This is a genomic window from Salinivibrio sp. YCSC6, assembly GCF_004916735.1.
Lineage (GTDB): Bacteria > Pseudomonadota > Gammaproteobacteria > Enterobacterales > Vibrionaceae > Salinivibrio > Salinivibrio proteolyticus.
In genome coordinates this window covers 252,372-273,212 of the sequence record NZ_CP039517.1, presented here as the reverse complement: position 1 = coordinate 273,212, position 20,841 = coordinate 252,372, and the positions used below count along the sequence as shown (strand labels likewise).

Below are 20,841 nucleotides of genomic sequence, written 5' to 3'. Positions count from 1 at the left end.
TTCCGTCGTCAGCAAGCAAATACAGGGTGTGATGACACACCCTGAATAATAGCGATTAGGCGTTGTTGAGGCCGCGGCTGCGTAGCTCAAAAATAAGCTTTTCAGCGCTGCACTCAAATTGCATTTTGATATGTGCACTGTCGTCGCTAATTTGCTCGGCGTTAAAGTCGTGCTTGACGGCAGGGTTAATACTTTGTGCGAGCGAAAGGTACTGCTCAAAGCGCGCCTGCATTGCCTCGACGCTGTCGGCATGAATCGTCACTTCCGCGACTTCATCTCCTTCTGAGATAATATAACCAATTTCTGCGCTTACACCGCACGCGTCACATGCGTCAGTTTGATTCTCTTTCATGGTCGTCCCCTACGAGATAAAGCTGCAGGCGTCAAAATAGGCTTATCGCCTGCAATAAAGATGTCATGCTGATCTTTAGCAGAGTCTTGATTGTGGCACATTGAGATAGGTCAGGTTTTGCAGGAGTTTGTAGCACGATGCATCATTGTCAGCAATCACATTGTAAGCAATAGGTGGCGAATAAAAAATCACCCACCATCAGCGTACGCCAATCGTGGGTGAATGTCAGGACATCTTGGTAGAATGCGCTAGACCCAGTCTTCTTCCCATTGGACTAAGGTGCCTTTTGGCCAGTTCGCGCCAACCTCGTGGTACTCTTGCTCCAGCTTATGGCGGCGAATTTTAAGTGTTGGCGTAAGTTTTCCGTTCTCAATGCTCCAAGGCTCTTTGATCATCAACACGCCTTTGATTTGCTGGTGGGATTCCAGCTCGCTGTTGATGGTATCAATCACCTTTTTCACGCGGCGCTCATAGCGGGCTCGATCAAAGTGTGGGAAGTGGTGAGGCAGGGCAAGCAAAATAGGCGCAGGCATGCCAGAGCCGATCACACAGAGCATCTCAGCGTTAGACAGCTCAAATAAACGTTTTTCAATCGCCACTGGGGCAACAAATTTGCCTTTCGCAGTTTTGAAGGTATCGTTTTTACGTCCTGAGATACTCAGGTAGCCTTCACTATCGAGCTCGCCTAAATCCCCCGTGTGTAGCCAACCATCCACCAAGGTTTCGGCCGTGGCTTCTTCATTTTTGTAATAGCCACTAAATAGACCCTGACTTTTGACTAAGATCTCCTGATCATCGGCTATCTTGATTTCAACGCCGGGTCCTGCATTGCCGACGGTGCCAATTTTGTCGGCCCTAAATGGATAGTTAAGTGTGCTGTATGCGTAGCTTTCGGTCATTCCCCAGGCTTCGGTGATATGTAGGCCCAACTTTTCATACCAACGCAATAGTGCAGGGGCAACGGGTGCTGAGCCACAGCCCAATACGCGCGCTTGATCAAGGCCAAGGTTCTTCGCGATTTTCTTTTTAACCAAACCACCGACAAGAGGAATGCTCAGCAGCAGGTTAAGACGTGCATCTGGCAATTTCTCTTGAATGCGCTGTTGGAACAACGTCCACAGTCGCGGTACCGAAATGAAAAGCGTTGGGCGATGCATTTTGACATCTTCAATAAAGGTATCGAGCGACTCTGGGAACGCGGTTGGGATCCCACCCATAATGGCCGACCCCATGATGTACACGCGCTCTGTGATATGGGCCAATGGCAGATACGAGAACAAGCGATCGTCCGGCTCGATACCAATATGGTCAATCAGGCGTTGCGCGGACCAACAATAGCCGCCGTAGCTCAGAATGGCGCCTTTGGGGAGCCCAGAGGTACCAGAGGTATACACCAGTGACATCACATCATTATCGAGATGGACCGGACGCTCTTCGGTGGGTTCGTGACTTGCGACTAACTCCTGCCAGTCATAATGGCAATCCACCGTAGGATATGGAAATGCGATGGTCTTAATGTGTGATAGCGTCTGTAACGACGCTTTTAGCGCTTTAGTGTCATCCAGTTTGCCGACAAACATGGCCTTAGATTCACTGTGCGTGACCACGTGCTCAATGGTGTCGCTGCCGGCCGTTGGAAAAATGGGCACGCTGATGTAACTGCCCATCATCATCGCCAGATCGGCAATAAACCATTCCGCACAGTTTTTAGAAATTAGCGCCACCTTGTCACCGGGTTGCAAGCCCATGTCACGTAATGCTGTGACCATACGCATCGCCTGATCAGCGACGTCTGCAAAGGTGTAATCCACGAAGCGGCGATCGCGAATTTGGCGTAAAAATACGTGGTTAGGGCGTTCGTCGGCCCAGCGTAAAATCTGATCGTGTGGTTTGATGTGTGACATTGGACTTCCTCGTTGTCGCAACGTGATTCATACGTCTAACTGTTATAATAATGTTAACTTACTGACCCTGCCTGCATTTACGCAAGGCAATTGTTTAAACATGTGTTCAAATTATGACTGTCGGCACTATTTACACCAATAAGTCCTCATTTTTTGGGCTGTTTTCACACTTATCTATCAAGGTATTAGCAGAACTTTGATCCGCTTCAGCGAGTCTTTGGTGTGTTTCGTGTCAGGCTTTCTATTGCACTCTGTACTATCTTTATGGCGAGCCGTGGCGCAAATGCATTGCCTGCCAACCTATTGCAACATGCAGATGATTATTGCCCGCCATGCTGACGGAGACTGGGGAGAACACATTACACATGCCAAAACGCAGTAAGGCCCAAACACAACAGACGATCGAGACCATTCTTGATGCCGCGAAGCAGCAACTCCTGACGTTGGGCTACGAGGGCATGTCGTATACCACCCTCAGTGAAGCGACGGGGGTATCTCGTACTGGGATCAGTCATCACTTTCCGCGCAAACAAGATTTTATGGCCGCGCTCGAACCTGTACTGCTCGATAATTTGATGGGTACGCTAGAGACGGACGGAACCGTTAACCAGTTAATGCAAAGCTGGATGCAGGCGATGCATGCCGATGGTGAGTTCAAAGCCATCTTACGATTGTGTTTCTACTTGCTGATCAGCGGTAAAGCCGATAACGGCGTCGCCTTTCGCTGTCTACGTAAATTGCAGACAGATTGTGAAAAGCAAATGAATACCGATCTGACCGTTGCTTTTTCACAGCTGCTAGGCGCCAGTTTATTGATGTGCCGGCAGTAAGCGGCACCGGTCCGTTGAGCCTGCATAATAATTGACATAACACGACGATATCACGCCATTCGCTTACCAAAATTTGACAGACAGGCGCGATGCCTTTTGATAAACTCGCCACGCTTTAACAGCACCAGACCTTTTTTGGAGATAACTATGAACAATACCGACCATCCTCCTAGTCGATACGGAGAAAAATAGCTGCCGTTGGTATTGTGATCCTTCCTTTTACCAGCGCAGTCGCAGCTGATTTCCCGCTCTGTTTTTCTCCTTTCTCGATGTAACGCTTAATCACGCCCTTTCAGCGTGAGGTTCGTTGTTGATGGTCGTTACCTGTTGCCAATCGGGAGATTCGCCATGACGGTAATGAACAACACTTTTGACTATGCTACTGCGTTTTCCACTGCAGAAATCGTGGCGGCACGTAATGCGTTTTTACAATACGATATCGACAAGCAAGTCGAGCTGCTTACCGTGATGCCGATTGAGGAATCAATGGGCATTTTGCATCACTGCTCGGTGGCTCATGTACAGCATTTGCTTAATGCGCTGGATGCGCAGGGATTTGACCGCGAAGCCCGTGAATATGCCAACCATTTAGGCTTTATTCACTCGGAAGCGGAACCAGCGAAAAGCTACCTCTCTACTGGCGTGTTTGCACATGTTAAGCAGCGGATTGGCTGGATTGTCGGACTGGCGCTGCTTGGTATCGTTTCTGGGATGATCATTGCTCAGTATGAAGATACCTTAAGTCAGCTTGTTCTGTTGGCTGTGTATATGCCAGTGATTGCGGCGGCGGGAGGCAATACTGGCTCCCAAGCGGCAACCTTGGTGGTGAGGGCGCTAGCAACGGGAGAGCTTCGCAAACGTCAGTGGCTCCAAGTGATGTGGAAAGAGGCCCGCGTCGCGGTATTTATTGGTGTGGCGATTGCTGCAGTCATGATGGTGAGGATTTTACTGTTCAACCACAACGCGACGGTAGGCGCGTTTGCACTGCACGATATTGCGGTTGCGATTGCGTTGGCCCTGTTTATTCAGGTGACCATCTCCACAACGCTTGGCGGATTACTGCCGATTGTGGCGCGTGCATGTCATCTTGATCCTGCGGTATTGGTTAGCCCGGTGCTTGCGTCTGTGGTGGATATCTCCGGAATGTGGATTTATTTCACTGTAGTCAATACCTACCTAGGCATTGGTAGCTAGCCCGAAGAGTGGCGCCCATGTGGCGCCATTTTTTATCTACGCTTATGGTCAGTGATAGCGAGCTCGTAGGGATTTGTGTACCCGATGCGCACTTAGCTTGATCTTACGCAGTAAATTGCTGGGTAACTGTGCTATCACTATCACAACAGTTGAATTATTAAAAAATATTTTAATAATGGAAAAGGCGGCGTGATGCCGCGATTCAATTTCTGCCAATAAGGTAACCCTATGAGTGATGCACTGGTACTCGTTATTAATTCAGGTAGCTCGTCGTTAAAATTTGCCCTGATGGATGCGCAAACTGGCGATGCTGTGATTTCCGGCGCTGGAGAATGCTTTGGGCGCGATGACGCGCGGATGAACTGGAAAGTCGACGGTGAAAAAACCGAGAAAACCTTAAGTGCAGGAAGCAACCACCACCAAGAGGCCATGGACATCATTGTGGGCCTTATCGAAAGCAACCAATTGAGTGATAAACTGCAGGCCGTTGGCCACCGTGTTGTACATGGCGGTGAAACCTTCAGCCAAGCCACCTTAATTGACGATGCTGTACTGGCGCAAATTGATGCGCTAAAAGCCTTGGCGCCACTGCATAACCCAGCACATGTGGTGGGCATTACAGCGGCACGTAAAGCCTTCCCAAGCTTGCCACAAGTGGCGGTTTTCGATACGGCATTCCATCAAACGATGCCAGAAAAAGCTTACCATTACGCGATTTCGCGTCAGCTCTACAACGATTACGGTATTCGCCGCTATGGCTTCCACGGCACTAGCCATTACTACGTAAGTCGTGAAGCGGCAAAATGGCTTAACCAAGCGCCTGAACAAACCAACGTCATCACTGTTCACCTTGGTAACGGTGCCTCTTTGTGTGCGGTCAAAGACGGTCAAAGTGTCGATACCAGCATGGGCTTTACGCCTTTAGCCGGTTTGATGATGGGCACACGCTGTGGTGATATCGACCCATCTATTCTGGAGTTTTTGTCGAAAAAAGGGCTCAGCATGGATCAAATCCACCATGAGCTGATCGATAAAGCCGGTTTACTCGGTGTTTCGGAATTAACGAACGATTGCCGAGGCTTGGTCGAGGCGGCAGAGCAGGGCCATAAAGGTGCACAATTAGCGCTAGAAATGTTTGCTTATCGCGTTGCAAAATTCATCGCAAGTTACATGGTGCCGTTATCTCGCTTGGATGCGATTGTTTTCACAGGCGGAATTGGCGAAAACTCCCTGCCAGTGCGTGAGATGATCCTCAAAGAGCTGGCTATTTTCGGCTATCAAGCGGATGCCGATGCCAACGCCGCCGCGCGTTTTGGTGCCGCAGGGCAAATCACTACCCAAGCGTCGCCGCTTGCATTGGTGATCCCAACCAACGAAGAGCTGGTGATCGCACAACAAGCCATGGCAATGGCCTAACTGTCGCACCACCTCGGATATCAGGCGAGCCTCAAGGCTCGCTTTTTTGTGGCTGCTTACCATGGTGTTGAGCGAGTACCGACGTTTCCGTGATATGAGTGGATGGTACGGTATATAAACCTTGTCGATACAGTTTTCCGCCTATTAAAGCGTGTGCCTTAGCGCGCTTTATCATCTCGTCTGTTACATGTTGAGGGCGTGCAGTCTGACTCTTCGCATCATAGTAATAGCCAAGCGGGGCTTTGTCTGGTCGCAGAACAATCACTGAATCATGGGTGAGATAAGCGAAGTTTTTATCAAACTGCATCAAAGCACGCTGATAGTGTTGAGATAATGGGCGAGTTAAATCATGACCTATCATCGGCGATATACTTTCAACGCCAATGAGTGAGAGTAACGTAGGGGGCATATCGATACTACTCGCGAGGCGGTTATCTTCTCTCGGGGATATGTCTTTACCTAGGATCAATGCTGGGATATGAAAATGTTTAATCGGCACAGGTAACGCGCCGACTGCGCGTGCATCATGATCGGCAATGATTAAGAAGATGGTATCTTTCCAGTAATCGGACTGCTGAGCTTGGTGGATGAAGTCGCCCAATGCTTTGTCAGCATATTTTACGGCATTAAAGCGGGTATGTTTCTCTTGGCTATAAGGCGTGATTTGACCATCTGGATATTCGTAAGGTGAGTGATTGCTACTAGTAAATACCAAGCTGAAAAAGGGTTTCCCACTTTGGTGTAAACGCCGAAACTGTTTATCAGCCATGGTGTATAGGTCTTGGTCTGAAACTCCCCAAGATCCAACAAAGCGTGGCTGGTCAAACTGAGGGAAATCGATAATATCTTGAAAACCATTACCGAGAAAAAATGATTTCATATTATCGAAGTGGCTTTCTCCACCGTAGATAAACTGAGTGGTATACCCCTTTTGCTGAAGTAATGAGGCGATGGAAAAGAACCCTGTTTGGCTTTTAGACAATTTAACGACGGCGCGAGATGGGGTCGGTGTAAACCCTGTGGTTATAGCCTCAATACCACGCACAGAACGCGTACCTGTTGCGTAAATCTGAGTAAAGTTCCATCCTTCATCCATCAGATTATCCAAATGTGGTGTTAGCGGTAAGCCGCCTAATCTGCCAACAAATTGTGCGCCTAAACTTTCTTGCAATAAGATCACTAAATTCTTTCGTTTCGCCTCGAAAGGATGGCGCACGTTTAGTGTCGGTATGGTGTCAGACGTAATATAGTTGGTGCTGGCCGGCGAGTATCGTTTGATCGTTGCAATGACATCATTCAGCGGCATATCGCCATAGTATTCTTCAGCATTACGCTCGGACGCCATGGATTTGGCGGCAAAAACCAACGAATAAGAAGAGTTGAGTACTAAATCATTTAATAGCGGATTCGTTGAAAAGGCGACAAGTGCTGGGTTCAGTGGGCGGTGTTGCAGAGTTGAACGTGCTCCCATGACACCGAAAGCAATCACACACACCGCAAGAATAGGCCGTGTCCACCAGCGTGGCTGGTTTTCTGTCTGGATAAGCTTGCCGCTTAGTCGCCAGCTGAAAAAACCCACGAATAACGTACCAAAGAGTACTAGGAATAACGGTAATTTATAGCCCTTCCAAAGCATGGAAAAGATTTCTTTAGGGTACACTAAGTACTCTAGAAATAGTCGATTCGGTCTTAAGTTGTATTCTAAAATAAACGAAGGCGTGACAAGCTCCATATAAACTAACACAACTAACCCACAGACCAGCCAACTCCGCAAGATAAAAACAAATCCACGACCCAATTTTCCAGAGGTTGGCAGCAGTGCCAATAAAAAAGCCGGTAGGGTATATAGCCAGCAGAGGGTGGCAATATCTATGCGAATACCTTGCGAAAATATATAAAAATATTCAGACCAATGACTTATCTTATCTTGCTGCCAGGTTAAGAGTCCAATCCGAAACGCACTAAGAATTCCTAATGCTAATAGGAAGAAAATAAAAATTGGTTTCATTAAATTTATGATTCGCATCTCTCACCCCTAAATTATAAAATCTACTATGACACTCAACCATGTAAATAGTGCAAGAATTAATGTCAACAGTACGGCCGAAGATCCGATATCTTTGGCCTGACCGCTTAGCTCATGGTGTTCTTTTCCTACTCGGTCAACAACTGCTTCAATGGCAGAGTTAATTAGCTCGACAATGAGTATAAGAAATAGACTTCCAATTAATATGAGTTTAGTTAGTAATGCAATGGGAATGAGTAATGCAAAGGGTACTAGGATGAAGACAAGCACGACTTCTTGACGGAATGCGGCTTCATTTTTCCACGCAGCTTTCAAACCTTGGATTGAAAATTCAGTTGCCTTGACAATTCTTTGAATCCCTTTATAGCCTGGCTTCATATTCTACCTCTGGCGACAAATTGAAAAAATATCTTTGTTTTTTTGATATTCATCTGTTGATATATCCATGATTCCTAGTATTGAATGGAAAATATTGTCATGTGAATATTTTACGTTTTTTGATGAATTTATTAAGCAAGATAAGTTTATTCTTTTTTCCTTTAAAAACTCATTGCTAGTCCAGAAAAACATCGGGACATGAGTTTGAAAATCTGGTGCGATTGAATAAGGGAATCCATGTAAAAAAATCCCACTCTCGCCTAGTGATTCTCCATGATCTGATACATAGATTAATGCTGTATTATATTTAGAAGATAGATCTTTTAATTTCTCTATAACTTTATTTATAACATAGTCGGTATATAAAATTGTATTGTCGTAGGTGTTTACTATTTCCTCTCTAGAGCAGTTTTCAATGTCGGCTCGTTGACAATCAGGGGAAAACACTCTCATATTTTCCGGATATCGCTTATAGTATGTGGGACCATGACTACCAATTAGGTGTAGTACTGCCATGAAATCTTTTCCATGTTCCGTGCTAGGTATATTATCTATAAGAGGTTGAATAACCGCCTCGTCAAAGCAAGTTTGTCCATCACAATAGGTCTGGCTTCTCTCACGGTTTACTATAACTTGTGGGATGTTCTTAGCGACACCTTTGTCACCACTATCATTTTCTATCCATAGCATCTCTGTGCCTGCGCGTTGCATGATATCAAGTAGGTTATCTTGTTTGTCGGCACGTTCTCGATCAAAGTTTTCTCTTTCCAAGATAGAGAAAAGACATGGCACAGAAACTGCCGTTGCCGTTCCACATGAGCTTACATTTTTGAATGAGATAATACCTTCTTGCGATGTAAATTGATTTGTCTTTCTCGAATAACCATTTAGTTGCTGGTTCTGGGCCCGAGCCGTTTCCCCTAAAACAAAAACAAATAGAGTTGGTTTTTTTGTATGTTTTTCGTCTTTTTTTTGTGCGTCCTCACCAATTTTTTTGTATGGTAGAGGATCCGACAGGTATTTATTATTGACATATTTCCCAATGCTATAAACTAACTCTGTGGGAATGATAACCTTTTTTAAGTAAGAGTTATTTCTGCCAACGGATGCATAATCTTGATAATATAAACTAGCAATGATCAGTATAACAACTACCGATGCTATTACCGATATTATCTTTTTCATTACCATAAAAAAAATGGGATCACTTTCTTCTATTTTCACAATAAAAAGAAATAATGATGGAACCCCTCCCATGAATAAAACCCACGCGATAGAATAAAAACTAATATAACTTGATGCCTCTGCCACGTCCGTTTCGAAAATGTTCACAATCATATCGCTGTCAAAAATTATACCGTAGTGGGAAGTGGCATAGCTTGCCCCAGCGGATAGAAGCAAAAGTAAGATAAAAAAAGGTTTTGTAATAAATGGCCAGCTAAAAGCGTTAAAAATAATATTAAAGCTAGCGATGAAAAAGAGAGGGATTGTAGCGACGAAACCAGGATTTACGCTGTCTAACCTATAGAGTATTCCTCCAAGTTCATTATAAACTGGAATGTTAACAATTAATGCGAAATATATAGCGATCACTATCGTTATTGACGTGTGAGAAAACTTTACATTCTTTATGTTTACGACTTAAACATCCTTAGTATTAAGGCAGCATGGATTTAATGTAGTTACGCTTACCAAAACGACTCATCAAAATGGCGGCGCTAACATGGATAGTGACGAGGACCAGGGTTGCGTTGGCAGCAAACTCATGGATTTCTTCTAACCATTCGAGTTCTTCACCTGACTGCGTCATTGTCCAGCCAGTCAAAATGGTGACGAGAAGCAATCCCCAAAGACTCCAAATCATAAGTGCTGCGGCAGGGTTATGACCTGAGCTTGTATGATCACGTCCGCGTATAAGGTTGCTGAAGTGAGCACGAGCGGCAGAAAGCGAGGGAATAAAACGGGTTAGTCGTGCTTCTGAATGCGTGAGCATTCCCCAAATCAGACGTAAGACAATGGCCCCAAGGATCACGTACCCAAACCAGCGATGAATGTCACTGCCTTCTTCCGTGACGCTCATATTGGCAAAGAATAATGCAGCAATCAGCCAATGGCTGAACCGGACGACTCTGTCCCATTTAAATGGTCGTGGGGTGTTAGCGGTCATGGTAATGTCCTCTCATGTGGTGATGTCTTCACTCTATGAGAGGAAACTTAAGAATCACTTAAGAGGGGCAAAAAATAAAAAGTTATAATTTACAATTGGATAGATTTTTGGGGTGCATTTTTTATCGGCAGGAGGCGCTTCTTAAGCTTTTCTTAAGTATCGCGCCGTAAGCTCAGTGACAATCAGCTAATAAAGGATGTCACCGCTATGGTTAATTCAGCGAGTCGATTTGACATTGTTACACCAGACTCAGCGAATCGCGCTGAAATAGAGGCGTATATTGCTGAACGCTATCAACAAGCCTTCAACGCGACAATTACCACCTTCATGCCTTATTTGTCCTGCCTGAGAGGACAAGACGATCGCTTATTGTCGGTGTGCGGCTATCGCCCTGCTGCGTATCAGCCGCTTTTTCTCGAACAATACCTTACCGACGATGTGGCTGACGTACTTAGCGCTCACTATCAGCAAGTGATCACGCGTAACTCAGTGATTGAGTTTGGGCAACTGGCCTCATTCTCTTCGGGAACGTCACTACCACATTTCCACGCTTTAGCGAATGGGCTGCTGTCACACGGATACCTATGGTGTGTATTTACCGCCACAGGGCCGCTATATGCACTTATGCGACGATTTGGCCTTGAGCCCCATCTACTGACCGATGCGGAAGCGAGTCGTCTACAGCCCGCCACTGATCAATGGGGCAACTACTACACGCGGATGCCTCGTGTCTGTGCCGGTAACCTTGCTCAAGGTGCTGAGCAATTGGCGCGGATTGTGTCTAAACACTGCCATACGGAGAATGCTAATGCGCGTCTTATTTGAACGTTTGGCTGACTATGCCAGATCCCAACCTGATCAGGTTGCCATTCACGGGTCGGATGCATCTGGCGACTGCCTGATACTGACCTACCAAGCGCTTTGGGGACGGATCAGGGCGATGAGTGAAACGCTATTGGCGCTCGATACACAGATGATTGGGCTTGCCGGTGACAACAGTGTGAGTTGGGTATTGATCGATCTTGCCGCTGCGTATGCAGGCATCTCAATTGTACCGATCCCGCCCTTTTTTACGGCGGACCAACAACAGCATGTCTTGGAGACTGCGAGGGTAGATCGGGTGATTGGCTCGCTACACCCTGATGTCGCATTAAGCCACGCATCTGTGACTACATTGGCTGGATTACCATGCCATGCACGAGACGTAGACGCACTGCCAGCGTTGCCTCCTGCCGTAAAGGTCACGTTTACTTCAGGCTCGACTGGTTCTCCCAAGGGCGTGGTATTGAGCGCAGCCACGCTGGAGAGCGTTAGTGTATCGCTTGCCAGTACCGTCTCCACCACTGCGGTACCCTCCCGTCATTTAGTCGTCCTTCCCTTGTCCACACTACTGGAGAATATTACGGGTGTTTACGTGCCTCTATTGCTTGGGGTGACGACAGTGATCCCATCCAGCAATGACTTGGGGCTGATCGGCTCAAGCCAGTTAAACCTGAATCAATTGATGAGCGGACTGATTCGTTATCGTCCGCAAAGCTTGGTACTTACCCCTGCTTTATTGCGAGCCGTCATCCATCTTGGTGAACAGCATCCTGGTGCGGTTGCCGATCTCAAGCACGTTGCTGTCGGAGGCGCAAAGGTGGCACCGGCCTTATTGCGCGCAGCAAGTCGGCTTGGCTTATCGGTTTTTGAGGGCTATGGCTTATCGGAGTGCGGATCAGTGGTGAGTTTGAATACCTCCGAGCACCATTGTGTTGGCAGTGTGGGTAAACCGTTACCTCACCATCGTGTTTTTCTGGCTTCAGACGGTGAAATCATGGTAGTGGGCGCGACATTCTCAGGCTATCTGGATCGCGACTTTCACCCTCACCAAGGCGTCGTTGCGACGGGAGATATCGGTGAGTTTGATGATGACGGCTTTTTGTACGTGAAAGGTCGCAAAAAAAATCAACTCATTACGGCTTTTGGCCGCAACATCCATCCAGAATGGATTGAGGCGGAAGCTATGGCCTATTCGGCGCTTAGCAACATGGTGGTATTGGGAGAGGGGAAGGACTACCTGACTGCCATTATTGGTAGCGACTCTCCTGATCAAGCAAAGCAGCAGCTGATCCAGCTTAACAACCAACTGCCCGATTATGCGCAGCTCCGAGCGGTGATATTTACCGCTCCTTTTCATCAGCAACCCCATTTAATTACGGCAAATGGCCGCCCTAAACGCGATGTCTTTTGCCAACAATTTGAGCCGAAACTTAACACTTCGGCCCAATCATTACTGACTGACGAAACCCTGCCACTCACGGCACATTCCTAGGAGGATTTATGGATAATCAAGGTTTTTTCCATGTACTAGAGAAAGAAACCGCTCAGGCGAGAGCCTCAATGCTGAGTGTGCCTGTGATTGAGGCTTGTGACGATAAGGCGATTACGCTGCAAACCTACACGGCCTTTCTTGTTCAGGCTTATCATCATGTGAAGCATACCGTTCCATTGCTGATGGCCTGTGGTTCTCGGTTGCCGGAGCACTATGAATGGTTACGTCAAGCGCTCGGCGCATACATTGAGGAAGAGAAAGGTCACCATGAATGGATCTTGGATGACTTGCGCGCATGTGGCTTTGATGCCGAACTAGCGAAGGCTAACTGTGGTCAGGGCCAAGTCGGGTTAGGGATTGAGATGATGGTGGCGTATTTATATCACCAAATTGACCGTAATAACCCAATGGCTCTATTTGGCATGGTTTGGGTGTTGGAAGGGACGAGTGTATCAATCGGCGGCTCGATGGCCGCACTGATCCAGCAAACGCTTTCTCTACCCGATACAGCGATGCGGTATTTAACGTCACACAGCACCTTGGATGTAGAGCATATTGGCTATTTTGCCGATTTGATGAACAAGGTAACGGATCCCGCGGACCAACAAGCCATCATTGATAGTGCGAACCGTGTTTATGCGCTGTATGAATCAATGCTGCGAGCGCTTCCCATGACCACAACACAGACGCAAGTGGCATAGGAGGCGGTAATGAAAAACACAATTATATTGCTAACAGGTGCGACAGGAGGCATTGGCCGAGCTCTGGCTGATGCACTGGCAAAAAAAGGCGCAATACTTGTGCTCGTCGGCCGCCATCTCAATGCGTTGCATGATCTTAAAAACCAGCTTGTGAATGACGAGCATCATCAGATCATCGAAGCAGACATTGGTACAGCAGAGGGCAGAGACAAGGTGAATCAGCATGCACGATGGCTGGCTCAACAAGGTACGCCAATAGAAATACTGATCAATAATGCGGGGGTAAATGGTTTCAATTATCTATCCATGCGCGCGGATGACAGTATTGAACATGAAATTGCCATCAACCTAACCGCCCCCATTTTGCTTTGCAAACATGCACTTGAGTGGCTCGCACCGACAGGCCTCATTGCCAACATTGGCTCAACCTTTGCTGGTATCGGTTTCCCCGGATATGCCAATTACGGTGCGACGAAATCAGGCCTGTATCGCTTTACCGAAGCGTTAAATCGGGAGCTACATGGCACTCAGCAGTGTGCCATTTATATCGCGCCTCGAGCAACTAAGACGGCGTTAAATGATGCTCGTGCAACGGCGATGAATAAGCAATTGCGAAATCATGTGGACTCACCAGAGTGGGTAGCGAATCACATTATTCGTGCCATCGAAAAGCGTTGCTTTGCGACGTGGCTCGGGTGGCCCGAAAAACTGTTTGTTCGTCTGAATCAACTTTTTCCATCGTTAGTGGGCCATGGAATCGCAAAACAAAAAGACATCATTGATTTTCACGCCAATACGCCACAAGGCTTGCCAGTTGTAGAGGAATCGCACCATGACTATTCGTAAATCATTTTATATTACCGTATGGGCACTCAGTTGTTCTTTGATCAGTGCGACAGCGCTGGCCGACCCTATCTTGGCTAAGATCCAGACACGCTGGGCACAATGTAACTACACTGTCGGAAGTAGTGACGACAAAGTGGCGTGCTTCGACCGTTTAATCGATGACACGCAAATTGCACTCCTTGCTCAACCAGCGCGTCACGATCTGAAAATATGGCTTGCTATCAATAAGAGCTCGTTAGCCGGGGTTGATGGTGGCATGGGAGCATTAGGCTTGGTCAAGGATGCAAAAATCCTACTTGAAGATGTGATAACACAGGCGCCGGAAACGCTAGACGGTTCGGCCCTAACGAGCCTCGCGACGTTGTACCACAAAGTGCCGGGCTGGCCACTCGCCTTTGGTGATGACGATAAGGCTGCTGAGTTGTTTAAAAAAGCACTCGCGATCAATCCAGACGGAATCGATCCGAACTATTTTTATGGCGAATTTCTGGCGGATACCGGAAAAACAAATCTCGCTGTGGCATTCTTGAAGCATGCACAGCAAGCCCCTGCACGGCCGGACCGTCCTCTTGCTGATCAAGGACGCCAACAAGAAATTATCCAAAAACTGAAGGAGCTTAATCAGCAATGAGGCTGCTACTTGTCGAAGATGATTGCATGCTAGGGGAGTCCATGGTGGCGTCGCTGCAGCGTCACGGCTATACCGTTGATTGGTTGCAGCGAGGCGGTGGTGTGGATGCCCTGTTAAATACCGAAAGCTTTACCGCTATTATTCTCGACTTAACCTTGCCAGATACTGATGGACTTCATGTGTTGCGTAAAATTCGCCGCAAACATAGCGATATCCCTGTGATGATTTTGACGGCACGCGATGACATTGATGACCGTGTGAAAGGGTTAGATGGTGGAGCCGACGACTACCTGATCAAACCTTTTGCGCTCGAAGAGCTATTGGCGCGTCTGCGCGTCATGATTCGGCGTATTTCCGGTTATGCCGATACCACCATGTCATGCCATGGCGTGACCTTGTCGATGGCAACGGGTGAAGTGGATATGGAGGGTGCACCTATTCGGTTAACTCCTAACGAGTTCAAGCTGTTATCAACATTGATGGCACACGCTGGCCGAGTAATGAGCAAAGATCAACTTCAACAAGCGCTTCATGGTATGGATGAGGGAATTAGTCCGAATGCCATTGAAGTCCATATTCACAATTTACGCAAAAAAACGGGTGGAACCTTGATTCAAAACATTCGTGGGGTTGGGTATATCATTGAGAAATAAACAGCGCCCACATTCAATAAAACGCCATCTTACATTCAGCACTGTGTGTGTGGTGGGGGTGTTAATGTTTGTCTCTTGGCTGCTGGTGTATAGCGAAGCTCGTCATGAAATTAATGAAGTCTATGACGCGCGACTGGGGCAATCGGCAAAAACGTTGGCGCTGTCGGTAATGAGCTGGGGAGATCAGCCGCCAGATAACTTTACACAAAGCTATACCCATTGGTTAAACGCGATCACTGCTAACGCAAAAAATGACGATACGACCACACCATTTGGTCACCCCTACGAAGATAATTTGTTTTTTCAGTACCGCGTTAACGATGCATTAGTTGCCAAAAGTCCGACCGCACCGGCGCAATGGATAGCGACATCGGACAACCCCGGATTTGATATGGTTACCGCAGCAGGTGAACAGTGGCGCACCTTCCTATTAGTATTCACACTGCCGGACAAACGGCAAGCGAGTCTGCTGGTGGCGGAAAAAGAGGCGATTCGCCAAGAGTTGATGACAGAAGTCTCGTTGACCATTGGCTTACCCCAGCTCCTATTGATCCCACTTTTAGCGGTTATTGTTGTGGTGTTAGTTAGCCGCGCATTTAGGCCGCTAGGCGAATTAAAAGAGACGATCGCTGCACGCAGTGTTGATAATCTCGATCATATTCATGTCTCACAACCCACCGTTGAACTCTCACCACTCGTCAAGCAGATCAATTATTTGTTTTCTCAGTTGAATAATGCCTGGGTGCGTGAAAAGCGTTTGGTCAGCACTGCGGCACACGAGTTAAAAACCCCCCTCGCGGTACTGCGACTCAATGCAGAAAACGCCTTGTCTGCGACCACAGAAGCGGAACGTGATAATGACTTGACCAATATTCTGAATGGCATCGATCGAACTGATCGTGTTATCCAACAGTTGCTCATGCTTTCGCGGGTGGAGCAGCAAAAAAATACCGAAGTCACGCAGGTAGATATTGTTCCATTGTTGCGAGAACAAATCGCTGCGCTCGCACCGATGGCATTGACACAACAACAGTCAATAGAGCTTGAAGGGCAAGAGAGCCTGTGGGTCAAAGGCCATCCTGTGATGTTGTCAGTGTTATTTACTAACCTGATTGATAATGCCATTCGCTATGCAGGAAAAGGCGCATCTATCAGTGTGATCACCAGCCACTCAGCCAATACCGTCGTGGTGGAAGTGATTGATTCTGGCGACGCGATATCGGACGAAATTAAGAGCCGTATTTTTGATAAATTCTTCCGCGGTCATACCGAGAAAGGTGATGGGGCGGGGTTGGGAATGTCGATTGTCAAAGACATTGTGGAACAGCATCACGCGAGTATTATGATTCAGAGTCCGTACTTTTCTGACTATGGCAATGGTTTTACGGTGACTTTTCCAATGGTCTCTGAGTGCGGAAATACGTGACTTGAATCCGAGCCAGTGCGAATTTCACCCTAGCCAAGTTTGGTCCTTCTTTGTAATGGTTGTCTTTTTATGTAGACAGCTTATGTTCAGTTTTATGTTGTTACTCTAGCCGCAAAAAAGGTTGGTTAGGTATGAAACTGTATAACGTCATAAGCCGCTACTTTTTAGAAACTCTCGTGCTTGGCGGTGCCTTTGTCATTGGTGCTTGGTTAGTGTTTGCGGGATGATACAGCGCTGACCATTGGTCACGGTATCGTTGGGCGACACCAAAACAGGCGCAATTTAATCGCGCCTGTTTTGCTAGGTTCTGACTGATTGAAACTAGCAAGGCTCTCGCTTAGCCTCGCTTGATCCCATGCCAATACACAGGCCAATGGTGCGGTTCACCGAGGTTATTGATCACTGCTGCAATGGTTACCAGTGCGACACTGCCTGCGAGCACAGGCGTAAACAAATAATCGATGCCTACCACTTGAGTCCCCGCTAGCATGATTACCAGTGGATTCGCTCCTGCTGGTGGATGGACGGCGCGGCAGGCTTGCATCAGCATAATTGCAAGGCCAACTGCTAGTGCGATCATCCAGCTTTCATTTCCCACTCCATACAGCATCGCCAACCCCACACTGGCGGTTAGTAAGTGACCCACAATCACATTTCTCGGTTGCGCGAGCGGCGACTGAGGCGCTGCAAATAAAATCACACAGGTTGCGCCAAAGGGAGCCATCAGCCAGGGCACGCCGGTGGTATGGTTCAGCACGGTTAAGGTGAGAATACCGAAAAATCCACCCAGCAAGCCTTTTGTCAGTTGAATCCAAGTCGGTTTAGGCGGTAACGCACCGCCACCTTTGAGTCGTTTCATGGTCGTTCCTTCTATGGTTGATTAAAGTGTACCGATCTGTACACGTTGTTTTAAAGAGTACAGATCGGTACACTCCATGGCAAGTCTTTTTTGGAGAGCATGATGAGCAAGCGCGATCACATCTTGGCGGTAGCCGAGTCGTTATTTAATCAGTTTGGTTACACTGCGGTGGGCGTCGACAAAATCCGTGATGAGGCCGCGGTCTCAAAGACCTCGATGTACCGTCACTTTGGTGCTAAATCGGCCTTGATTGAGGCTGTGCTGCAAGCGCGTCATACAAGATTTGAGCAGGGGCTGCAGCAGGCTATTGATGCGCACCAGGATAAAGATGCCCAATTGACGGCACTCCTCGATTGGTATCTGGCGTGGTTTAAACAAGACGACTTTAAAGGCTGTATGTTTATGCACGCGATTGGCGAATTTAAGAGCAGTACAGATAGCCAAATTGCAGCGATTGCCAAAGCGCACAAAGACAAAATTCACGGCTTAATTGAACAGATTGTTGGCTCAAAGGCGGCTGCTGATGCGGTGATGACGCTGTTAGAGGGGCTGATCGTACGGGCTGAATTTGAATCACTTCCTGACCGAGCGTCATGCCTTGTTATGTTACGAAGCTTAATAAGACCTTAGGAATAAACCCAAACGTGACAACGTCACTAATAAGTGCATAGACGATACGCCGGTGCTCTTCTAATCTTTAATCGTGGCGGTCAGTCTGAGGTGACAATGTGAAACGAGGGTGGATGCTGTGGTTGTTGGGCATAACATTCAGTGTGTCAGCAACAGAAATGACGGTCGCGTATCGAGTGCACACTGATGATTCGTGGCAAGCGACCCAAGCTATCATCACACAAGCTATGGCGAGGGTGGATCCTGAGATTGAATTACAATGGATTGCCATGCCGCTTAAACGTGCGGAAATCTCCCTCAACAAAGGCATTATTGATGCCGATACGGCGCGCACTCAGTTTGCGTATCAACACAGCGATGTCGTGACTTACCCTTCGGCGCCGCTTTTTCGTGTTGATTACTACTTATACGGTCGAACGCATGTGCTCTCGCCACAAGACTACAGCCAAGTGGTTGGGTTGTTTGGCGACCAGTTTGCACAAAAAATTGCTCAAAAATACCAATGGAACATGTTATGGGCACGGTCAGAGTCTGCGGCCTTGAGTATGCTACAAAACGAGCGGGCCCAAGCGATGGTGGGGCCCGGTATGTTTGATGACGAGCTTGGCGGAGAGGCATTGTCGCTGATTCGTCAAAGTGAAAAGCCCATTGCCTCCGTCTCACTTTTTATGGTGTTCCATCAGCGTCATGCAGCGCTAGCGAAGCGGATAGGGGCCGTTTTAGAATCGATGAATGATAGCGGCACGACAGCCGCTATCCTTGCCAAACATGGCTTATGATTATGGCTGCTGTTCAACCTGCAACTTTTGCTGCCGTACTTTTCGGCGTAACAGCTCGGTATAAATCGGTTGGCCACCCAGCAATTGGGCAAACAGCGTGGCACCCAGCGTGGTGATAATCAGGGGTAAGATCAGGTAGTAATTGTTAGTCATCTCAATCACCAACAAAATACCGGTAATCGGCGCACGCACGGTCGCGGCAAACAGAGCGCCCATTCCCGCAATCGCAAACATGCCCGGTTCAATGCCCATGTCAGGGTAGAGATTCGCAATCATCAAACCGAAGACGGTTCCCAGCAAGGTGCCAAGGGCTAACATGGGGGCGAAAATGCCGCCCGGTGCGCCGGAACCAAAGCAGATGACCGTCAGCAGCGTGCGCGCCATAAAAATAAACAGCAGTGCACTAATTGAGTAGTTAAGCGTGACAAAATCAGGGACGAGGTTAATGCCGCCGTGCGTGAGTTCAGGCGCATACACCAGCAGTAAACCAAATATGCCCCCCAAGGTCGAACCCACAATCAACACGCGCTTTTGGCTGTTTTGATACAAGCGTTGAAAGTAATCTTGAAAGCGCATGATCAGGAAGTTAAAAATCACCCCAAACACACCAAAACAGCACCCCAACGCTAAGAAGAACCATAAAGAAATCAGTGGCGGTGTCTCGTATTGAGGCAACACAATGACAGCATCTTGGCCATTGATATAGCGAAACACAATGTCAGCAATGATTGCCGCAATGATCACCGCTTTAATGGAGATGAGGGTGTAGCGAAACTGTGGCCGCATTTCTTCAACCACAAACATGATCGCCGCAAGCGGGGCATTAAACGCGGCGGCTAAGCCCGCGGCGGCACCTGATGCGAGTAGGGTTTGATTGGTGTTACGGTCGTGAATGCGGAAGGTATCTGTCACCATTCGGCCGATATTGGCACCGATTTGGACACTCGGCCCTTCTCGGCCCAAAATCATCCCTGAGCCTAGCGCGCCCAAACCACCAAAAAATTTCACTGGGATTACCCGCCACCATCGTGTGGGACGGATACCTTCCATGGCGCCTTCTACTTCAGGAATACCCGAACCCGCGGCTTCAGGCGCAAACCGGTGTACCAGCCAATAGCCAATTAAGGCAAGACCCGCACTGATTAGAAAGGCGAGTAATCCCAATGGAATCATTGAGGTGATATTGCTATCGAGCCACTCGGTACGTGTTTGAGAAAGAGAGTGAATCGCGAGTTCAAAAAAGGTGACCACAATACCCGCGAGTAGGCCAATAACAACCGCCAACAATAAGACGGAAACGGGCGTTTTATCGCGTGACCACAGCTTATCGAAGAAAACGCTAGATTTATAAAATACTGCCCTTTTCTTGCTTGATTTACTTACAATTTTCATCAATGTGAACGCAAAGGTTAAGAAGAAAAAACGACGATGAAGTGAGGGTCTCATGCTCCTGAGCCTACACCGTGCTGGGATACGTCCTGTAACCCGAGGAAACGCAATAATACTACGCCAATTAACATAACATGCAAGCATCGTTAGCCAGTGTGCCTACTTGGCTAGTCTGGGCTGGTGGGGGCGTGGTTTACGCTGATCAGTCAGGCTGCCTTGAAGGCGAGCGGGCGATTTTTATCGCATTTTCCCGAGTTAAATCGGTACTGACAAAGAGCGTAACACGTGTTGAGCGTGGATTTTTTGATTTGAATTAGATCACAGTTTGCAGTGGTGAAAAATTCCG

General features: G+C 47.7%; 20 protein-coding genes and 1 pseudogene. 13 read left to right on the top strand and 8 right to left on the bottom strand.

The features are described 5' to 3' along the window. Nucleotides 1-55 precede the first annotated feature (55 nt). On the bottom strand, nucleotides 56-352 hold the full coding sequence (locus tag E8E00_RS15105; protein ID WP_096632199.1) for a DUF406 family protein: 297 nt from the start codon (nucleotides 350-352) through the stop codon (nucleotides 56-58). Between the two features lie 248 nt (nucleotides 353-600). Further along, nucleotides 601-2,256, bottom strand: coding sequence for an AMP-binding protein (locus tag E8E00_RS15100; protein WP_096632202.1), 1,656 nt, complete (start codon nucleotides 2,254-2,256; stop codon nucleotides 601-603). Nucleotides 2,257-2,621: 365 nt separating this feature from the next. Between E8E00_RS15100 and E8E00_RS15095 the strand changes: the two genes are divergently transcribed. The 3 genes from E8E00_RS15095 to E8E00_RS15085 all read left to right on the top strand — a co-directional run bounded on the left by E8E00_RS15095 (nucleotide 2,622) and on the right by E8E00_RS15085 (nucleotide 5,696). Beyond that, nucleotides 2,622-3,086 (top strand): TetR family transcriptional regulator, encoded by a 465-nt coding sequence (locus E8E00_RS15095; RefSeq protein WP_168174088.1) that lies wholly within the window; start codon nucleotides 2,622-2,624, stop codon nucleotides 3,084-3,086. Nucleotides 3,087-3,434: 348 nt separating this feature from the next. Then, nucleotides 3,435-4,280 (top strand): magnesium transporter, encoded by an 846-nt coding sequence (locus E8E00_RS15090; protein ID WP_096632206.1) that lies wholly within the window; start codon nucleotides 3,435-3,437, stop codon nucleotides 4,278-4,280. A 228-nt stretch (nucleotides 4,281-4,508) separates the two neighbouring features. Continuing rightward, the gene (locus tag E8E00_RS15085; protein ID WP_096632209.1) at nucleotides 4,509-5,696 is read left to right on the top strand and encodes an acetate kinase; all 1,188 of its coding nucleotides are present in this window, start codon (nucleotides 4,509-4,511) and stop codon (nucleotides 5,694-5,696) included. Between the two features lie 31 nt (nucleotides 5,697-5,727). Here the strand turns inward: E8E00_RS15085 and E8E00_RS15080 are convergent, their stop codons facing one another. The 4 genes from E8E00_RS15080 to E8E00_RS15065 form a co-directional block, all read right to left on the bottom strand. Then, nucleotides 5,728-7,704 carry an LTA synthase family protein gene (locus E8E00_RS15080; RefSeq protein WP_346426287.1) on the bottom strand — a complete coding sequence of 659 codons (1,977 nt, stop codon included), beginning with the start codon at nucleotides 7,702-7,704 and terminating at the stop codon, nucleotides 5,728-5,730. A 27-nt stretch (nucleotides 7,705-7,731) separates the two neighbouring features. Next, entirely contained in the window at nucleotides 7,732-8,100 is a 369-nt protein-coding gene (locus E8E00_RS15075; protein WP_096632215.1) for a diacylglycerol kinase, read from the bottom strand. A gap of 3 nt (nucleotides 8,101-8,103) precedes the next feature. Further along, complete coding sequence (locus E8E00_RS15070) at nucleotides 8,104-9,693, bottom strand: phosphoethanolamine--lipid A transferase (RefSeq protein WP_240788876.1); 1,590 nt, start codon at nucleotides 9,691-9,693, stop codon at nucleotides 8,104-8,106. Nucleotides 9,694-9,757: 64 nt separating this feature from the next. Further along, nucleotides 9,758-10,267, bottom strand: coding sequence for a cytochrome b/b6 domain-containing protein (locus E8E00_RS15065; RefSeq protein WP_096632218.1), 510 nt, complete (start codon nucleotides 10,265-10,267; stop codon nucleotides 9,758-9,760). A gap of 207 nt (nucleotides 10,268-10,474) precedes the next feature. Between E8E00_RS15065 and E8E00_RS15060 the strand changes: the two genes are divergently transcribed. The 8 genes and pseudogenes from E8E00_RS15060 to E8E00_RS15030 all read left to right on the top strand — a co-directional run bounded on the left by E8E00_RS15060 (nucleotide 10,475) and on the right by E8E00_RS15030 (nucleotide 16,838). Then, nucleotides 10,475-11,092 (top strand): thermostable hemolysin, encoded by a 618-nt coding sequence (locus tag E8E00_RS15060; protein ID WP_096632221.1) that lies wholly within the window; start codon nucleotides 10,475-10,477, stop codon nucleotides 11,090-11,092. Continuing rightward, nucleotides 11,076-12,581, top strand: coding sequence for an AMP-binding protein (locus E8E00_RS15055; RefSeq protein WP_096632224.1), 1,506 nt, complete (start codon nucleotides 11,076-11,078; stop codon nucleotides 12,579-12,581). The genes E8E00_RS15060 and E8E00_RS15055 overlap by 17 nt, the downstream gene beginning before the upstream one ends. An 8-nt stretch (nucleotides 12,582-12,589) precedes the next feature. Beyond that, nucleotides 12,590-13,282 carry a TenA family transcriptional regulator gene (locus tag E8E00_RS15050; protein ID WP_096632227.1) on the top strand — a complete coding sequence of 231 codons (693 nt, stop codon included), beginning with the start codon at nucleotides 12,590-12,592 and terminating at the stop codon, nucleotides 13,280-13,282. 9 nt (nucleotides 13,283-13,291) lie between these two features. Beyond that, nucleotides 13,292-14,128 (top strand): SDR family oxidoreductase, encoded by an 837-nt coding sequence (locus tag E8E00_RS15045; protein ID WP_096632230.1) that lies wholly within the window; start codon nucleotides 13,292-13,294, stop codon nucleotides 14,126-14,128. Then, complete coding sequence (locus E8E00_RS15040) at nucleotides 14,115-14,759, top strand: tetratricopeptide repeat protein (RefSeq protein WP_096632233.1); 645 nt, start codon at nucleotides 14,115-14,117, stop codon at nucleotides 14,757-14,759. Before E8E00_RS15045 ends, E8E00_RS15040 begins: the two co-directional genes overlap by 14 nt. Continuing rightward, nucleotides 14,756-15,125 (top strand): annotated as a pseudogene (locus E8E00_RS17505) (response regulator); the annotation flags it as partial. The gene E8E00_RS15040 and the pseudogene E8E00_RS17505, both read left to right, overlap by 4 nt. After that, entirely contained in the window at nucleotides 15,098-15,412 is a 315-nt protein-coding gene (locus tag E8E00_RS17500; RefSeq protein ID WP_371414255.1) for a winged helix-turn-helix domain-containing protein, read from the top strand. The pseudogene E8E00_RS17505 and the gene E8E00_RS17500, both read left to right, overlap by 28 nt. A gap of 64 nt (nucleotides 15,413-15,476) precedes the next feature. Continuing rightward, on the top strand, nucleotides 15,477-16,838 hold the full coding sequence (locus E8E00_RS15030) for an ATP-binding protein (RefSeq protein ID WP_240531975.1): 1,362 nt from the start codon (nucleotides 15,477-15,479) through the stop codon (nucleotides 16,836-16,838). Nucleotides 16,839-17,175: 337 nt separating this feature from the next. On the opposite strand, the gene E8E00_RS15025 is transcribed toward E8E00_RS15030, so the two are convergent. Then, on the bottom strand, nucleotides 17,176-17,697 hold the full coding sequence (locus E8E00_RS15025; protein WP_096632240.1) for an HPP family protein: 522 nt from the start codon (nucleotides 17,695-17,697) through the stop codon (nucleotides 17,176-17,178). Between the two features lie 102 nt (nucleotides 17,698-17,799). On the opposite strand from E8E00_RS15025, the gene E8E00_RS15020 reads away from it, so the two are divergent. Next, nucleotides 17,800-18,327 (top strand): TetR/AcrR family transcriptional regulator, encoded by a 528-nt coding sequence (locus E8E00_RS15020; RefSeq protein ID WP_096632243.1) that lies wholly within the window; start codon nucleotides 17,800-17,802, stop codon nucleotides 18,325-18,327. A 113-nt stretch (nucleotides 18,328-18,440) separates the two neighbouring features. After that, nucleotides 18,441-19,106, top strand: a complete 666-nt coding sequence (locus E8E00_RS15015) for a transporter substrate-binding domain-containing protein (RefSeq protein ID WP_096632246.1) — start codon at nucleotides 18,441-18,443, stop codon at nucleotides 19,104-19,106. Here the strand turns inward: E8E00_RS15015 and clcA are convergent, their stop codons facing one another. Then, on the bottom strand, nucleotides 19,107-20,552 hold the full coding sequence (gene clcA / locus E8E00_RS15010; protein WP_371414251.1) for a H(+)/Cl(-) exchange transporter ClcA: 1,446 nt from the start codon (nucleotides 20,550-20,552) through the stop codon (nucleotides 19,107-19,109). Nucleotides 20,553-20,841: the final 289 nt, after the last annotated feature.

Bases quoted from the DNA above. Each gene is read 5' to 3' on its own strand.
- E8E00_RS15105 (WP_096632199.1), bottom strand. From the start codon at position 352: ATGAAAGAGAATCAAACTGACGCATGTGACGCGTGCGGTGTAAGCGCA.
- E8E00_RS15100 (WP_096632202.1), bottom strand. From the start codon at position 2,256: ATGTCACACATCAAACCACACGATCAGATTTTACGCTGGGCCGACGAA.
- E8E00_RS15095 (WP_168174088.1), top strand. From the start codon at position 2,622: ATGCCAAAACGCAGTAAGGCCCAAACACAACAGACGATCGAGACCATT.
- E8E00_RS15090 (WP_096632206.1), top strand. From the start codon at position 3,435: ATGACGGTAATGAACAACACTTTTGACTATGCTACTGCGTTTTCCACT.
- E8E00_RS15085 (WP_096632209.1), top strand. From the start codon at position 4,509: ATGAGTGATGCACTGGTACTCGTTATTAATTCAGGTAGCTCGTCGTTA.
- E8E00_RS15080 (WP_346426287.1), bottom strand. From the start codon at position 7,704: ATGAAACCAATTTTTATTTTCTTCCTATTAGCATTAGGAATTCTTAGT.
- E8E00_RS15075 (WP_096632215.1), bottom strand. From the start codon at position 8,100: ATGAAGCCAGGCTATAAAGGGATTCAAAGAATTGTCAAGGCAACTGAA.
- E8E00_RS15065 (WP_096632218.1), bottom strand. From the start codon at position 10,267: ATGACCGCTAACACCCCACGACCATTTAAATGGGACAGAGTCGTCCGG.
- E8E00_RS15060 (WP_096632221.1), top strand. From the start codon at position 10,475: ATGGTTAATTCAGCGAGTCGATTTGACATTGTTACACCAGACTCAGCG.
- E8E00_RS15055 (WP_096632224.1), top strand. From the start codon at position 11,076: ATGCGCGTCTTATTTGAACGTTTGGCTGACTATGCCAGATCCCAACCT.
- E8E00_RS15050 (WP_096632227.1), top strand. From the start codon at position 12,590: ATGGATAATCAAGGTTTTTTCCATGTACTAGAGAAAGAAACCGCTCAG.
- E8E00_RS15045 (WP_096632230.1), top strand. From the start codon at position 13,292: ATGAAAAACACAATTATATTGCTAACAGGTGCGACAGGAGGCATTGGC.
- E8E00_RS15040 (WP_096632233.1), top strand. From the start codon at position 14,115: ATGACTATTCGTAAATCATTTTATATTACCGTATGGGCACTCAGTTGT.
- E8E00_RS17500 (WP_371414255.1), top strand. From the start codon at position 15,098: ATGATTCGGCGTATTTCCGGTTATGCCGATACCACCATGTCATGCCAT.
- E8E00_RS15030 (WP_240531975.1), top strand. From the start codon at position 15,477: ATGTTTGTCTCTTGGCTGCTGGTGTATAGCGAAGCTCGTCATGAAATT.
- E8E00_RS15025 (WP_096632240.1), bottom strand. From the start codon at position 17,697: ATGAAACGACTCAAAGGTGGCGGTGCGTTACCGCCTAAACCGACTTGG.
- E8E00_RS15020 (WP_096632243.1), top strand. From the start codon at position 17,800: ATGAGCAAGCGCGATCACATCTTGGCGGTAGCCGAGTCGTTATTTAAT.
- E8E00_RS15015 (WP_096632246.1), top strand. From the start codon at position 18,441: ATGCTGTGGTTGTTGGGCATAACATTCAGTGTGTCAGCAACAGAAATG.
- clcA (WP_371414251.1), bottom strand. From the start codon at position 20,552: ATGAGACCCTCACTTCATCGTCGTTTTTTCTTCTTAACCTTTGCGTTC.